Below are 14,323 nucleotides of genomic sequence, written 5' to 3' on the forward strand. Positions count from 1 at the left end.
TCGCGTTCGCAGCAGCGGCGCGGTCGTGGGGCTGGTCGAGGCGAACCCTGGCCCGGAGCGGGCTATGCCGGGACGGAGCCCCATACCGCCTGGGCGCCGGAATGGCCGGCGAGCGTCGTCGCGGTGATCGCCACGAGACCCGAGACCGCCGAGGTCACCCTGGCGATCCGCGGTGCCGAGCCGCGGGTGCGGCGGTCGAGTAGCTCCGCACCGATCGCGAGCACCGCGAAGACCCAGGACGCTCCCACCGCGAACAACCCGAATCGGGTGTGCTGCTCGATCACGGGCACGAACGACGGGGTGATCTCGATCGCGGCCTGGAGCTGGTCGCCCGCGAACTTCGCCAGCGTCGCGGTCACCGCCCCGACCAGCGCTGCCGCCGCGACCAGCGGCCCGTACGCGCGCGTCCAGGCCGGCCGCATCGCGAGCACGACCGCGCCGAGCGCCGCCAGCGGAATCAGGACGACCACAGCGTGGACGAGGAGCGGGTGCGCCGGGACGCCCAGAACCGTGAACACCACAACAGTGTGGACGACCGATGCCGGCGCCCGGGCGCCGTACCGATCCTGAACGGCGCGCCACCGGCGGCCCACCGGCCGTGCGGCGATCGGCATGGTCGCCCCGCGTCGAGCCGCCCCTCGGACACGTCGGGCGGCCCCGGTGATCGCCCGCACCCCGTCTTCTCGGTCAGCTTGTTCCGCGTCCGGTGATCGGCCGATACTCGGCCGATCACCGGACGCGGAGGTGACGGTGTATGGCGGTGCAACGGTGGACCCCCGAGGACGCCGCGTTCCAGCTCGCGGAGATCGTCGCGGACGCGCGGGCCGGCGTTGATCCGTACGAGCGGGTCATGGACCTGTTCGGTGCGGTGGCCCAGGCCAGCGCCGCGATCCTCACCCGATGGGACGAGGAATGCGGTCGGGCCCGGGTCGTCGCGGTCCGCGGGTACTCCGACGAGATCGTCGAGCATCTCGTCAGCGAAGAGTTCGCCGAGCGCGACGAGGGATATCGGTGCCTTCGGCGGGACTCGGGTCGTCCGCTGCGCTGTTGGTGGGACCTGGACTTCGACTATGCGCGGTCGAAGACGGCACGTGAGCTGCTGATCCCCCAAGGCTTCCGCGGCGGTGTCTCGCTGCGGCTGCTCTCCCGGACCGGGACGTATCTGGGCGACTTTCACCTGAGCACGGAGGCGCGTCAGTTCCCGTCGCCGGAGGCGATGCAGGTGTTGCATCGATCTCGCATGATCATCGCGGCGCTCCACGAACGGACTGCGTTGCCCGGCGGGGACGACGTGTTGCCGGGAGCGGAGCATGTCGTGCTGATCCGGCCGGATGGGAGCGTCCGCCCGCTCACGGGGGCCGCGGCACAGGTCGGATACGGGGAGTTGATCGAGCGGGTTCGGCCACAGGTCGGAGGTGCGGACGGTGGGTTCCGCTGGATGGACCGGGGCGGGAACTGGCATCACGTGCTCCTTCGCGCGGTCCGCGGCGGGACGCTGGTGGCCGCCTGCCCCGCTGAGCTGCCGCACGGCCTCAGCCCGAGGGAGTTGCAGGTTCTCGGGCAGCTCGGACTGGGCCTGTCGAACGCCCAGATCGCCCGCCGGATGCGGCTGAGCGAACGGACCGTCGCGCACTACGTCGAACGCATTCTCCGCAAGCTGCAGGTCGCCTCCCGCACGGAGGCCGCATCGGTCGCGGAACGCGAGGGTCTGAAGCTGCTTGAGACGGGCTGAGACATTCGGCGAGATTCGGCGACATTCGGCCGGGCCGGTCGCGCCTCACACGCGATGCAAAGCGGGCCGGCCGTTCTCCACCACGAACGAGGCCTGGGTTGCCACCGGTGCGCCGGGCCGGGAGACGTAGGGAATGACCCGGAAGTACCCCCGAATCTCGCCGTGTCGGACATCGGTACGCACATAACCACGGCGGTTGTCGTAGAAGCGGATATGTGGGTTGTCGGCCAGGATCGCGGCGGTCGTCGGTTCGGTCTGCGAACCGTCGCCTTCCGAGGTGATCGAGGTCGTCACGAGTTCGGTGGCGACGGTCGCCGACGCCGGGTCGTCGACGTGCTCCGTGATCTCCGCCGCGCAGTGCCGGTGCAGGTCGCCGGTGAGGATCATGGTGTTGCGCTCGGGTGAGTCTCGCAGCGCCGCGATGATCCGCTCGCGGGCGGCGAGGTAGCCGTCCCAGGCATCCGCGCTGAAGCGGCGCTCGGCACCCGGTCGTAGATCGAGCCGGGCGAACAACACCTGCTGGCCCAGGAGGTTCCAGCGGGTGCGCGAGCCGCGCAGCCCGTTGAGCAGCCATGCCTCCTGTGCGCGACCCAGGATGGTCCGGTCCGGGTCGGCGCGCTCGGGGCAGTCGGAACCGGCTCTGCCGCCGCAGGGTTGATCATCGCGGTACTGGCGGGTGTCGAGCATGAAGAAGCTGGCCAGGTCCCCCCAGCCGATTCGCCGGTACAGGCGCAGGTCGCTCCCGCGGGGCGCCGACCGCCGCCGTAGCGGCATGTTCTCGTAGTACGCCTGGAACGCGGCGGCGCGCCGGGCCGGGAAACCGGGCCGCGGCGGCTCGGGGATCTCCCCGGCCCAGTTGTTGGCCACCTCGTGGTCGTCCCAGACCACCAACCACGGGGCAGCGGCGTGCGCGGCCTGCAGATCCGGATCGGTCTTGTACTGGGCGTACCGCTGCCGATAGTTGCTCAGGGTGAGCGTCTGCGGTCCGGCATGACAGCGGACGTTGCCGCCCGGCGCCACGTACTCGTCTGCGGCGTATTCGTACTGGTAGTCGCCGAGATGCAGCACGAGGTCCGGTTGCTCGTGCGCGAGGTGCCGGTAGGCGGTGAAGTATCCGTGCTCGTACTGGGCGCAGGACGCGACGCAGATCGTGAGCGGACCGGCCGGCGCGCCGGGCTCGGGGGCGGTGCGGGTCCGGCCAGGGGCGGACAGGTACGGCCCGGTACGGAACCGGTAGAAGTACTCCCGCCCCGGCGCCAGCTCGTCGAGCTCGACGTGCACGCTGTGCGCCGACTCGCGGACGGCCGTCTCGACCCCCCGCCGGTACACCCGGCGGAACGACTCGTCACCGGCCAGCTCCCACTCGACCTCGACCGGGGCCGGGCCCATCCCGCCGAACCCGTCCTCGGCCAGCGGGTCCGGCGCGAGCCGGGTCCACAGCACGACGCCGGAGGCGTTCGGCTCGCCGGAGGCCACGCCGAGCGTGAAGGGGTCCGCGCGCCGGTGCCCCGTGCAGCCGGGTAGCGCCCCACCCGTGAGCAGCCCCGCCACGCCGACGGCCCCCCACCGGAGCACGCTCCGCCGGCTGATCACCACATCGCCGGTCCCCGCCAGCCAGACCACCCCGTCCGATCTCGGGGTCCACGATCCATGGCGGCTACCCGAGCCGCGAGCACCACCGCACCACGACCCGCACACGACGGCAACGTCTCGCGGTGTTCAGTCGCCGGATCGATGACGAGTAGCAGGAGTCGAACCTGCGCTCCCGCCGGTTGCCCGGGGTCGACCACCAGCTCACGGGGGCGGCGCGACCCCGTCCGCGAGAGCGGGGAAGGTCCGCAACGCCTGCATCGCGGTGGCCAGCTCGGCGACGGTGAACGGGTTGTTCAGGTTGCTGCCGAGGTGTTCCTCGAGCCGGCGCATCCGCAGCCGCACGGTGTTCGGATGGCAGTAGAGGATCCGCGCGGCTGCGGTGGCCGACCCCTCCGCGTCCAACCAGGCCTGCGCCGTGGACAGCAGCCTGGAGCGCTCCTCAGGGGCGAGCAGCAGGATCTCGCCGAGCACGCGCTGGACGACCCGTCTCGTCGTGTCGAGACTGCTGGCGACCAGCTCGCCGAGCGGGCTGTCGTCGACCTGGCGAACGCCTCTGCTGCCTTCGGCCAGCGTCTCCATCGAGACCTGGGCGAACCGCATCGCGCGCGCGGTCGTGTCCAGGCTGCGGTACTCCGGGCTCACGCCCACCCGCGCCGTCGCAAGGTCGTCGAGTGCGTCGAGGATCCTCGCCAGGGTGCAGCGGTGTCCGTGGGACACCACGCCGACGGCGTAGTCCGGCTGGAGCCGCCATGCCGATGCCGCCCCGTGTCGTCGCAACGTCCGCTCGGCGCCCGGCAGCGGCTCGGTCCCGAGCGCGGTGTTCTCTGCGACGACGACCACGAAGAGCCCCTCGAAGGGGAGATCCAGCTGCTTCGCGACTTCCCACGCGGTGCCGTGGTCGGTGATCGCGCCGGTGGTCAACGCCTCGACCAGCGCGGATCGGTGCCGGTCCGCGGCCACCATGCGGTCGGCCATGGTCGCGCGGTAGGTGTCCACCATCGCCGAGGAGTAGTCGTCGGCGAGCGACCAGACCTCCGTCGCCGTGTCGAGCATGGCCTGCATCACGCGCGGGCCGCCGCCGCGCGCCTCGGCGAGCAGTTCCGTCCACAGGAAGGCGAAGGTGATCCGGTAGGCGCGCAGGATCTCCGGAAGCGGGACGCCCGCCTCGGCCCGGAGCCGGCCGGTCTCCCGTGCCGGGGTGAGGTCCGCCGGCTCGGCCGAGGTCAGCTGGGTGAGGGTGTAGCCGAGGTTGTGCCGGACGTTCCGCCACAGCTCCTCCGGCCCGATGACGGCGCCCTCCCGATAGAAGTCGATCTCTGCTCGGATCCGGCGGGTGAGCTTGTCGGCCAGCGGGTCGAGTCGCAGGGCCAGCCGCCTCGCCAGGGCCGCGACGTCCGGGTCGAGACCGCGTCTGCTCACGCACCGAGCATAGATGCGATCTTCCGCGATCCCGCGCTGTCGCCACGGACACCCGATCGCCGCCGATGCTGTGCTCCGAACCATGGAGATCGCGGCACGGAGATCGCAGGATGGTCGGGGGGCCGCCGGGATCCGCTGCGGCCGCTCGGGTGATCTCTGTTGTCGCATCCGGGTGCCGCTGGACGAGTGGCGGCCGGTTCCGTTCAGGTTTTCGTAGGCTCACGATCGGGAGGGCCGAGTTGCAGGAGGTGCATCGGCCATGGCTGCCCGTGATCGGACGTCGGAGGTGACGACACCCGCGGAGGTGGTCGGCGGCGGCGAGGCGGTGGCCCGGCCGACGCTGGCCGGCGCGGTGGGTGGCCTTGCGGCGATACTGGGCCGCGGTGGCGTCGTCGCCCGTGAGCTCGGCGGGCTCACCGCCGAGCTGGCTCGGGTCGCGGTCGGCCGCTCCGCCCTGGAGCCGGCCAAGGGTGACCGGCGGTTCACGGATCCGGCGTGGAACCAGAACCCCGCCTACCGGCGCATCGAGCAGTCCTACCTCGCCGCCGCCGAGACCCTGCGCAACCTGCTCGCCGAGGCGGCCCGGTCCGGTTTGGATCCCAAGCGGGCCGAGCAGGCGACCTTCACCGTCAACGTGCTGACCAGCGCGCTGGCGCCGACCAACTTCCTGCCCACCAACCCGGCGGCGATCAAACACGCCTTCGACACCGGCGGGATGAGCCTGCTGCGCGGCCTGCGGAACTTCGCGTCCGACCTGCGGCACAACGGCGGGATGCCGTCGATGGTCGACCGCAGCGGCTTCACCGTCGGCCGCGACCTGGCGGTGACCCCGGGTGGCGTGGTCGCCCGGGACGAGCTGGCCGAGCTGCTGCAGTACGCGCCGACGACGCCGAAGGTGCTCAACCGGCCGCTGCTGGTCGTCCCGCCGCCGATCGGCCGGTACTACTTCCTCGACCTCGCGCCCGGCCGCAGCTTCGCGGAGTACGCGGTGAGCCGGGGGATCCCGGTCTTCCTGCTGTCCTGGCGCAACCCGACCGCCGAACAGGGCAGCTGGAACCTGGACTCCTACGCGGCCCGGGTGTGTGAGGCGATCGACTCCGTGCGGGAGATCACCGGCGCCGACGACGTCAACCTCATGGGCTTCTGCGCGGGCGGCATCATCAGCACGACCGTGCTCAACCATCTCGCCGCGACCGGCGACAAGCGCGTGCACAGCATGTCCTACGCCGTCACCCTGCTGGACTTCGGCGAGCGGGCGCCGATCTCGGCGTTCGCCGGTAAGGGCGTGCTCGAGGTCGCCCGCCGCAGGTCGGCGCGCAAGGGCATCATCACCAGCCGGGACATGGGGGCGGCGTTCGCCTGGATGCGCCCGGACGACCTGGTCTTCAACTACCTCGTCAACAACTACCTGCTGGGTAAGCAGCCGCCCGCGTTCGACGTGCTGGCCTGGAACGCCGACGGCACCAACCTTCCCGGCGCGCTGCACGGCCAGTTCCTCGACATCTTCCGGGACAACCTCCTCGCCCGGCCGGGGGCGCTGAGCGTGCTCGGCTCGCCGCTGGACCTGGAGCGGATCACCGTGCCGATCTTCGCCACCGGCGCGGTCACCGACCATCTGACCCCGTGGACCGGCTGTTACCGCACCACCCAGCTGCTGGGCGGGGAGAGCACCTTCGTGCTCAGCTACTCCGGGCACATCGCCAGCCTGGTCAACCCGCCCGGCAACCCGAAGGCGCACTACTGGACGGGCCCGGCTCCCGGCCCCGATCCGCTGGCCTGGCAGGCCGCCGCCGTGCGCAGGTCCGGAAGCTGGTGGGAGGCGTGGGCCGACTGGGCCTTCGAGCACGGGGGCGGGGACCGCAGCGCACCCGACACGCTGGGCAGCCGCGGCCACCCCGTTCTCGAGCCGGCCCCCGGTCGCTATGTCCGCGACCTGCCCCCAGCCTGATCACCGTCGTCCGGGAGTTGGCCCATGACCACGTTCGACCAGACCCTCACCGCGACCGTCGCCACCGCTCGCCGGCACACCCTCGGTGACCTGCTGCGCCGCTCGGCCCGCCGGGTTCCGGACAAGACCGCGATCGTCTACCGGGACCTGCGCCAGACCTACGCCGAGCTGAACGAGACCGTCAACCGCACGGCGAACGCCCTGGCGCAGCGCGGGGTCGCCAAGGGGGACCGGATCGCGCTGCTGTCGCACAACAACCACGCCTACGTGGTGACGTGTTTCGCGCTGGCCCGGCTCGGGGCCGTCACGGTGCCGGTGAACTTCATGCTGGGTGCCGCCGAGGTCGCCTACATCCTGCAGCACTCCGGGGCGACCGGCATGATCGTCGAGGACACCCTGCACACGGTGGCCCAGGAGGCGATCGAGACCGCGAACCCACCCGGCCCGCTGAAGGTCCGCGGAATCCTCGGCGACGGGCGGGACCTGCCCGCAGGCTGGGAGCCGTTCGCGGCGTGGACCGGGCACGACGACGCCACCGAGCCGGACGTCGCGATCGACGAGGACGACGTGCTGCAGCTGATGTACACCAGCGGCACCGAGTCGCGGCCCAAGGGCGCGATGATGACCAGCCGCAGCCTGGTCGCCCAGTACACCAGCTGCATCGTCGACGGTCGCTACCAGCAGAGCGACATCGAGATCCACGCCTTGCCGCTGTTCCACGTCGCCGCGCAGCACTGCTTCCTCGTCCCCGGCCTCCACGTCGGCGCGACCAACGTGATCCTGGACGGCCCGGACCCGGCGACGCTGCTGGAGACGGTCGAGCGGGAGAGGGTCACGAAGCTGTTCTGCCCGCCGACGGTGTGGATCAGCCTGCTCCGCCACCCCGACTTCGACACCCGCGACCTGTCCTCGTTGCGGAAGGGCTACTACGGTGCGTCGATCATGCCGGTCGAGGTGATCAAGGAGCTCCAGCAGCGCCTGCCGGGGATGGACCTGTTCAACTACTACGGGCAGACCGAGATGTCGGCGGTCGCGCTGATCCTGCAGCCCGAGGACCAGGTGCGAAAGGCCGGGTCCGCGGGCAGGCCCGCGCTCAACGTGGAGACGATGCTGGTCGACTCCGACGACAACCCGGTGCCGCCCGGCGTCGAGGGCGAGATCGTGCACCGCAGCCCGCACGCGACCCTCGGCTACTGGGCCGACCCGGAGAAGACCGCCGAGGCCTACCGTGGCGGCTGGTTCCACAGCGGCGACCTCGGGGTGATGGACGCCGAGGGCTACATCACCGTGGTCGACCGGAAGAAGGACATGATCAAAACCGGCGGGGAGAACGTCGCGAGCCGCGAGGTCGAGGAGACGATCTACCAGCACGCCGCCGTCGCCGAGGTCGCCGTGTTCGGCGTCCAGCATCCGAAATGGATCGAGGCGGTGGTCGCTGCCGTCGTCCCGCGCGAGGGGCAGAGCGTCGACACCGACGAGCTCGCCGCGTTCTGCCGGCAGCAGCTGGCCGGCTACAAGACACCGAAGTACTTCGTCGTGGTGGACCAGCTGCCGAAGAACGCCAGCGGCAAGATCCTCAAGCGAGACCTGCGCACCGCCTTCGCACACCTCGTCGGGTAGCCGACCGTGCCGTATCCGACCATGGATCCGTCGCCCGGCGCCGGCCACCGCCAGCTGTACGCGAAGCTGCCCGATGCCGAGCGGGACATCAAGGAGGTGGGTGCGTTCCGATGACCCAGCAGCTCGACCGTGACCTCGAGGGTGAGGACGCCGGCGATCCCGGCGGCGGCGCACCCGACCGCATCGTCCATCTCGACGTCGACGGCGTGCGGCTCAGGGTGTTCGTCCGCGCCGGCGCCCCCGGACGCGTACCGCTGCTGCTCTGCAACGGCATCGGCGCGTCCGCAGAGCTGCTCTCGCCGCTGTGCGAGGCCCTCGGCGACCATCCGACGATCATCTTCGATGCCCCGGGCACCGGCCTGTCGAGCACGCCCGTTCTCCCGCCGACGCTGCGCGGACTCGCCCGGATGGTGGTCCGGATGCTGGATGCGCTCGGCGTCGAGGAGGTCGACGTGCTCGGGCTGTCCTGGGGCGGCCTGCTCGCCCAGATGCTCGCCTGGCGGCATCCGCAGCGGGTGCGCCGCCTGGTGCTGGTCGCGACCGGCGCGGGTGCCGCCATGGTGCCTGCCGGGCCGCGGGTGCTCGCAGCGATGCTCACGCCGGCGCGCTACCGGTCGATCGAGGAGTTCACGCGGATCGCACCCGTGCTGTACGGCCCTGAGCTCACCGACGACCCGGGGTTCCTGAGCAAGCACCTGCCGGTGCGCCTCCGCTACGCACCCTCGATGCAGGGCTATCTGTGGCAGATCCTCGCGCTGCGCGGCTTCGCCAGCGCCGCGTGGCTGCACCGGATCCGGCAGCCGACCCTGGTGCTGCACGGCACGGACGACCCCATCGCGCCGGCTGTCAACGCGAAGATCCTCACCGCGCTGCTTCCGGACGCCACGCTTCGGCTCTTCGACGGGGGCGGGCACCTCTTCCTGCTCACCCGCGCACCGCAGGTGGCGCCGGTCGTGCTCGGGTTCGTCGGGGAGGGCTGAGGGCTCGCCGGACACCGTCCCGCCCGGGGCGCGGCAGGCCGCCGCTCGTCCGGGATCCGGATGTGTTCACCGTTCTGTCCGACCGGCGGCTGTGGTCCGGGTACACGGTGGCGACGTAGCCGGGCGTCGAGGCGCTAGGGTCGGGCATGCGCGGCCGGGTATGGGGGATCGGACGATCCCTGGCCATGTACCACGGTGTGCCGGGCAGGCACCGGCGGATGGTGCGGTTCTACCGCGAGTTCCTCGGGCCCGGGGACATCGGCTTCGACATCGGCGCCCACGTGGGGAGCCGGGTGCGTGCCTGGCGACGGCTGGGGGTCCGGGTGGTCGCCGTCGAGCCGCAGCCCGACTGTCTGCGCGTGCTGCGCCTGTTCTTCGGCCACGACCGAGACGTCACCATCGTTCCGGTGGCCGCCGGGGCGATGCCCGGGCGGGCCAGGCTGGGCATCTCCACCGCGACGCCGACGGTCTCGTCGATGTCCCCGGAGTGGATCGAGTCGGTGGCGGCGGACCGCCGGTTCGCGCGGGTGCGCTGGGACCGGTCGGTCGAGGTGGAGGTGACGACCCTCGACGCGCTCATCGCGGTCCACGGCGAGCCGGCCTTTTGCAAGATCGACGTCGAGGGCTTCGAGACCGACGTGCTGGCCGGGCTCAGCCGGCCCCTGCGCGCGCTGTCGTTCGAGTACCTGCCGCCGGAGCACGATGCCGCCCTCGCCGCGCTGGACCTCGTCGAACGGCTCGGCCGACGCGATCCAGCGACGGGTGGGTACCGCTACAACTACTCGCCCATCGAGACCATGCGGTTCGCGAGCGACCGCTGGCTCGACGCGCCCGGCCTGGTGCGGCTGCTGGAGCGGTTCCGCCCGCTGGGCCGCTCCGGCGACGTCTACGCCCGCCTGGCCCGCGGGTAGCCGACGACCGCAAGCCCCTGCCGAACGGCCGTCGCCCCAGGGCTCGCAGCACCACCCGGCGGCGGTGGCACGAAGCTGTGGGCGACCCGGACGGCGACGCTGGGCACCGTCGTTCTGGACGGGAACGGTCGGGTCCTCGATCGCTGCGACGCCGACACCAACAACCCGCCGACGTCCCGCTGCGCCGGCGAGTGCACGCACAGGTGGGTGCCGGTCGTGGTTCGCGGTCACGCCGTCGGGAGAGAAAGCCAGGCCCTGAACCCGGTCCGCCCCGGCACGGCGCACATCCGGCTCGACGTGGCACGATCTCGTAGGTGACCAGCAGTCCCGCCGCGGGGCAGCGCCTACGCGATCTTGCACGGCTGCGCCGCGTCCGCGATCGGATCGACCGGGAGTACGCACAGCCGCTGGATGTCGAGGCGCTCGCCCGGGGCGTACACATGTCGGCCGGGCACCTGTCCCGCGAGTTCCGGCGCGCCTACGGCGAGTCGCCGTACAGCTACCTGATGACGCGGCGTATCGAGCGGGCGATGGCGCTGCTGCGTCGTGGGGATCTCAGCGTCACCGAGGTCTGTTTCGCGGTGGGTTGCTCGTCCCTGGGCACCTTCAGCAGTCGTTTCACCGAGCTGGTCGGTGTACCGCCCAGCGTCTATCGGCGCCAGGCGGCGCGCACGACGGCGGGGATGCCGCCGTGCGTGGTCAAGCAGGTGACCAGACCGATCAGGAATCGAGAAGCGCGAGCCGCCGCACCGCACCTAGCGTGACGGTCATGGACCTCACCATTTACCAGGCCTTCCTCCCGCACGACGACCCGGACGCGGCCATGGGCTTCTACCGCGACACCCTCGGCTTCGAGGTCCGCAACGACGTCGAGTACGGCGGGCTGCACTGGATCACGGTCGGCCCGGCCGGCCAGCCCGGCACGTCCATCGTCCTGCATCCGCCCGCCGCCGATCCGGGCGTCACCGACGACGAGCGCCGCACCATCGCCGAGATGATGGCCAAGGGCACCTACGCCGGCATCAACCTGGCCACCAAGGACCTCGACGGCACCTTCGCGCGGCTGCAGGCCGGCGACGCCGAGGTCGTCCAGGAGCCGACCGACCAGCCGTGGGGTGTTCGTGACTGTGCCTTCCGCGATCCCGCGGGCAACCTGATCCGCATCTTCGAGGTGCACTGAGCCGTCGCCTGCGGGACTCGGCTGCCATGCACCGAATTCGACATCACGGCTGGATGATCATGATTCGGAGAGCCGTCAGGTCGAACTCGCCGATCGCCGGCCCGGTCACCGCCGGGACGCCGGCCCCCGGTCGATGACGAACATCGTGTCGGTCGCACCGTGGGTGCGCAGGCGCAGACCGTGTGCGCCGAGCTCGTCGGCGAGTTGTCCGGGGCTGAGCACGTACCAGCGTTCGTGGGCGCTGAGGGAGGCGACGGGCCGGCCGTCCTGTTCGACGCGGTAGCTCATCTCCCAGATGATCGCGTCGGCGCCGCCCGGTTCGGCGGCCGCGACGCCGCTGTAGTGCCGCCGTCCGAGGACGATGTCGGCCATCGGGGTCGCGGGGACGGCCTCGGGTCGATGCGGCGGATACAGGTCGAGCACGGCGCGGCCCTGCGGGGCGAGTCGTTCGGCGAGCAGCGCCCACAGCCTGGTGCGTTCGGTGGGCGGGAAGTGCCCTAGGACGTTCATGGCGACCAGGCCGCCGACCCGGTCGGGCAGGTCGGCGGACAGCAGGTCGGTGTCGAGCACGGTGACCCGGGCGCGCAGGTCGGAATCGGCGGCGATGGTTGCGAGCAGGGCGGTGCGCAGGGCCCGGTCGGGTTCCACCGCGAAGATCTCCGTCGCGGGCAGGGCCCGGGCGATCACCCGGGTGCCCAGGCCACTGCCCGCGCCCACGTCGACCACCGGGCCCGCAGCCGGATCGAGCCCGTCCAGCGCCGCGGCCAGCGTCGGCCCGAGCGATTCCCAGGCGGATTCGAGCAGGACCGCGACGTACTCGGCGGTCCGCGCGTAGAAGGTGTCGGCTGCGGAGTTGTCCGGGGCAGGAGCGGTCATCTCCCTATCGTATAGAAATCGATTATCGTTTTCTTAAGAGGTCGATGGTGAGGGAGAACGGATGTACGAGGCGACGGGACGTTCTCGTCCTCGGCGGGGGCCACCCCCGCAACGCCCGGCCGCCGAGATGCACATGTACCTGGGTCGCGACGGCAAGTCCCCGGCAGGGCTGCTGGCCGACGGCCGGACCGAACCGGGCGCCTACCGACCGTGCGGGATCCGGCCGGCACGGGCGATAGCCCCGTGGTCGAGACCCCGCTGGTGGAGGTGGCCGGTGAGCTGGCCACGACGCGTCCGGTCGCCCACCGTGTCCTGCGTTCTCGCAGGTCAGATGTGGTGCCCCCGGCAGGATTCGAACCTGCGCTCCCGCCTCCGGAGGGCGGTGCTCTATCCCCTGAGCTACGGGGGCCGTGCGACGCGGAAAGCCTAGCGCACGCCCTGCAACGGCAGCGGCTGCCCCCCGCGCTCGGTCAGCAGGTGCGTCAGGTACTCCGACTCGGAGGTCTGCGCGCGCAGCATCTGCGCGGCCAGGTTGCGCACCTCGGGCACCTGCGCGCGTTCGGCCGCGTACTGCAGCATCGGCACACCGCCCTCGTGATGACGCAGCATGAGCTGCAGGAAGAGCACGTCCAGCTCGTTGCCGGTGGCGGCGCGCATGGCCCGGAGATCCTCGGTGCTGGCCATGCCCGGCATCGTGGCGACGGCGGTGGGTGCGGCCGCACCGCCGTGGTCGTGGCCGGAGCCCTCACCCATCCACGCCATGTGCCCGCCGACAGGGAACGCGCTCGTGCCCCAGAGACCGAGCCAGCCCTGCATCCGGCCGATCTGCTCGGTCTGGGTCGATTCGATGTCGTAGGCGAGCTGTTGCAACGCCGGGTCTGTCGTGTGGTCGCGTTCCCAGGAGGCCATCTCCACGGCCTGCTGGTGGTGCACGGTCATGTCCTGCGCGAACCCGATGTCGACGGGGCCGGGCACCGACTGCGAACCCGATCCCGGCAGTGTGATCAGCAGCCCGGCCGCCGCGCCGAGCAGCAGCAGCCCGAACGCGGCGGCGATGGCCACGAGCGGCCGGGTCCAGCGCGGCTCGCCCCCGTGCTCGCCGGACCCGCCGGCTCCGTCAAGGGGCGGCCCGTCGGGCGGGTGTTCCACCGTGGACCCGGCCTCGGTCATCACGAACCGCCGGGCGCGTGGCCGTCGGGAACGGCGGCCCCGCTGCTCTCGGTCTCGCTCTTGATCGTGGTGCCGTTGACCTCGCCCACCGGCGGTGTCGGCTGGAACGCGGGCGGATTGTCCTGGTCGAACTGGCCCGGGCCCAGCGCCTGGCAGCTCGCCCCGACCTCGGGGTAGACGAACTGGTTGCGCCGCAGCGCGGTGATGAACTGGTCGATCCGGATGTCGCCGGCGTCGGCGAGCTTGAGCTGGTGCCCCCAGGACTGCACCGAGATCGGCTGGTCCAGCCCGGGGTAGGGGGACATCACCGTGTAGGGCTGGCCCTCGACCCGGTCCGTGAGCGCCGTGAGGTCCGCCCCGGTCACCTGGTCGGGGTTGTAGGCGATCCAGATCGCGCCGTGCTCGAGGGAATGCACCAGGTTCTCCTGCCGCACCGGGGTGGGATACACGACACCGTTGCAGGCGGCCCAGAAGCCGTCATGGGCGCCGCCGAACGGCGGGCTGTGCGTGTAGGCCACTCGCTCGGTCGGCAGGACGTGCAGCTGACCGGGATAGTCGACGACCTGGACGCCCGGGATGCCGGTGGACGGGTCCCGGTTCTGCGCGGTCGGGGTGAACGGGGCGAGTGCCTCGGCCCGGTCGGTGTTCTCCCGGTGGCGCAGGTAGGCGTAGCCGAAGACGGCCCCCGCGAACAGCACCACGACGAGCACGGCCGCGATCATCGCCCAGGGGATGGACCGCTGGGTCGCGACCACCGCTCGTGCGTTGCGGGCCGACTTCCTGTTCCGACCACTGCCCATCTACCGAACCGACCTCTTCCCGTGAGCTGCGCGACGCCGCCGGCGGGCAGTGTAGGAGCGGCGCCTGAGAGGCGCCTGAGCAGCACCTCCTAGA

The 14,323-nt window shown here is 71.5% G+C and carries 14 protein-coding genes and 1 tRNA gene; 8 read left to right on the top strand and 7 right to left on the bottom strand.

The annotated features are described in order from the left end of the window. Positions 1-62 precede the first annotated feature (62 nt). Positions 63-518 (bottom strand): DUF2231 domain-containing protein, encoded by a 456-nt coding sequence (locus tag ACFQE5_RS20315; RefSeq protein ID WP_379587296.1) that lies wholly within the window; start codon positions 516-518, stop codon positions 63-65. A gap of 236 nt (positions 519-754) precedes the next feature. On the opposite strand from ACFQE5_RS20315, the gene ACFQE5_RS20320 reads away from it, so the two are divergent. Beyond that, positions 755-1,732 (top strand): helix-turn-helix transcriptional regulator, encoded by a 978-nt coding sequence (locus ACFQE5_RS20320; protein WP_379587297.1) that lies wholly within the window; start codon positions 755-757, stop codon positions 1,730-1,732. Between the two features lie 45 nt (positions 1,733-1,777). On the opposite strand, the gene ACFQE5_RS20325 is transcribed toward ACFQE5_RS20320, so the two are convergent. Together ACFQE5_RS20325 and ACFQE5_RS20330 are read right to left on the bottom strand one after the other, a co-directional pair. After that, positions 1,778-3,355: an alkaline phosphatase D family protein gene (locus tag ACFQE5_RS20325; RefSeq protein WP_379587298.1), complete on the bottom strand. Its 1,578-nt coding sequence runs from the start codon at positions 3,353-3,355 to the stop codon at positions 1,778-1,780. 171 nt (positions 3,356-3,526) lie between these two features. Continuing rightward, positions 3,527-4,744: a PucR family transcriptional regulator gene (locus tag ACFQE5_RS20330; RefSeq protein WP_379587299.1), complete on the bottom strand. Its 1,218-nt coding sequence runs from the start codon at positions 4,742-4,744 to the stop codon at positions 3,527-3,529. Positions 4,745-5,003: 259 nt separating this feature from the next. On the opposite strand from ACFQE5_RS20330, the gene ACFQE5_RS20335 reads away from it, so the two are divergent. The 7 genes from ACFQE5_RS20335 to ACFQE5_RS20365 all read left to right on the top strand — a co-directional run bounded on the left by ACFQE5_RS20335 (position 5,004) and on the right by ACFQE5_RS20365 (position 11,383). Beyond that, complete coding sequence (locus ACFQE5_RS20335; protein ID WP_379587301.1) at positions 5,004-6,692, top strand: PHA/PHB synthase family protein; 1,689 nt, start codon at positions 5,004-5,006, stop codon at positions 6,690-6,692. 24 nt (positions 6,693-6,716) lie between these two features. Further along, entirely contained in the window at positions 6,717-8,312 is a 1,596-nt protein-coding gene (locus tag ACFQE5_RS20340) for an acyl-CoA synthetase (RefSeq protein WP_379587302.1), read from the top strand. 110 nt (positions 8,313-8,422) lie between these two features. Then, a complete protein-coding gene (locus tag ACFQE5_RS20345) occupies positions 8,423-9,292 on the top strand; it encodes an alpha/beta fold hydrolase (protein ID WP_379587304.1) in 870 nt (289 codons plus the stop codon). A gap of 185 nt (positions 9,293-9,477) precedes the next feature. Then, complete coding sequence (locus ACFQE5_RS20350) at positions 9,478-10,203, top strand: FkbM family methyltransferase (RefSeq protein ID WP_379587306.1); 726 nt, start codon at positions 9,478-9,480, stop codon at positions 10,201-10,203. Positions 10,204-10,278: 75 nt separating this feature from the next. Beyond that, positions 10,279-10,521, top strand: a complete 243-nt coding sequence (locus tag ACFQE5_RS20355; RefSeq protein ID WP_379588051.1) for a hypothetical protein — start codon at positions 10,279-10,281, stop codon at positions 10,519-10,521. Next, entirely contained in the window at positions 10,518-10,967 is a 450-nt protein-coding gene (locus ACFQE5_RS20360; RefSeq protein ID WP_379587308.1) for a helix-turn-helix transcriptional regulator, read from the top strand. The genes ACFQE5_RS20355 and ACFQE5_RS20360 overlap by 4 nt, the downstream gene beginning before the upstream one ends. 5 nt (positions 10,968-10,972) lie before the next feature. Continuing rightward, complete coding sequence (locus tag ACFQE5_RS20365; RefSeq protein WP_379587253.1) at positions 10,973-11,383, top strand: VOC family protein; 411 nt, start codon at positions 10,973-10,975, stop codon at positions 11,381-11,383. Positions 11,384-11,488: 105 nt separating this feature from the next. Here ACFQE5_RS20365 and ACFQE5_RS20370 read toward each other — a convergent pair whose 3' ends face one another. The 4 genes from ACFQE5_RS20370 to ACFQE5_RS20385 all read right to left on the bottom strand — a co-directional run bounded on the left by ACFQE5_RS20370 (position 11,489) and on the right by ACFQE5_RS20385 (position 14,229). Next, positions 11,489-12,259: a class I SAM-dependent methyltransferase gene (locus ACFQE5_RS20370; RefSeq protein ID WP_379587310.1), complete on the bottom strand. Its 771-nt coding sequence runs from the start codon at positions 12,257-12,259 to the stop codon at positions 11,489-11,491. A 334-nt stretch (positions 12,260-12,593) separates the two neighbouring features. After that, positions 12,594-12,668: transfer RNA gene (locus ACFQE5_RS20375), tRNA-Arg, on the bottom strand. 17 nt (positions 12,669-12,685) lie between these two features. Continuing rightward, entirely contained in the window at positions 12,686-13,429 is a 744-nt protein-coding gene (locus ACFQE5_RS20380; protein ID WP_379587312.1) for a DUF305 domain-containing protein, read from the bottom strand. Further along, positions 13,429-14,229, bottom strand: coding sequence for a DUF3105 domain-containing protein (locus ACFQE5_RS20385; protein WP_379587313.1), 801 nt, complete (start codon positions 14,227-14,229; stop codon positions 13,429-13,431). The genes ACFQE5_RS20380 and ACFQE5_RS20385 overlap by 1 nt, the downstream gene beginning before the upstream one ends. Positions 14,230-14,323 lie beyond the last annotated feature (94 nt).

The organism is Pseudonocardia hispaniensis, from assembly GCF_042658695.1.
Taxonomy (GTDB): Bacteria; Actinomycetota; Actinomycetes; order Mycobacteriales; family Pseudonocardiaceae; genus Pseudonocardia; species Pseudonocardia hispaniensis.

Bases quoted from the DNA above. Each gene is read 5' to 3' on its own strand.
- ACFQE5_RS20370 (WP_379587310.1), bottom strand. From the start codon at position 12,259: ATGACCGCTCCTGCCCCGGACAACTCCGCAGCCGACACCTTCTACGCG.
- ACFQE5_RS20340 (WP_379587302.1), top strand. From the start codon at position 6,717: ATGACCACGTTCGACCAGACCCTCACCGCGACCGTCGCCACCGCTCGC.
- ACFQE5_RS20335 (WP_379587301.1), top strand. From the start codon at position 5,004: ATGGCTGCCCGTGATCGGACGTCGGAGGTGACGACACCCGCGGAGGTG.
- ACFQE5_RS20345 (WP_379587304.1), top strand. From the start codon at position 8,423: ATGACCCAGCAGCTCGACCGTGACCTCGAGGGTGAGGACGCCGGCGAT.
- ACFQE5_RS20380 (WP_379587312.1), bottom strand. From the start codon at position 13,429: ATGACCGAGGCCGGGTCCACGGTGGAACACCCGCCCGACGGGCCGCCC.
- ACFQE5_RS20385 (WP_379587313.1), bottom strand. From the start codon at position 14,229: ATGGGCAGTGGTCGGAACAGGAAGTCGGCCCGCAACGCACGAGCGGTG.
- ACFQE5_RS20320 (WP_379587297.1), top strand. From the start codon at position 755: ATGGCGGTGCAACGGTGGACCCCCGAGGACGCCGCGTTCCAGCTCGCG.
- ACFQE5_RS20365 (WP_379587253.1), top strand. From the start codon at position 10,973: ATGGACCTCACCATTTACCAGGCCTTCCTCCCGCACGACGACCCGGAC.
- ACFQE5_RS20350 (WP_379587306.1), top strand. From the start codon at position 9,478: ATGTACCACGGTGTGCCGGGCAGGCACCGGCGGATGGTGCGGTTCTAC.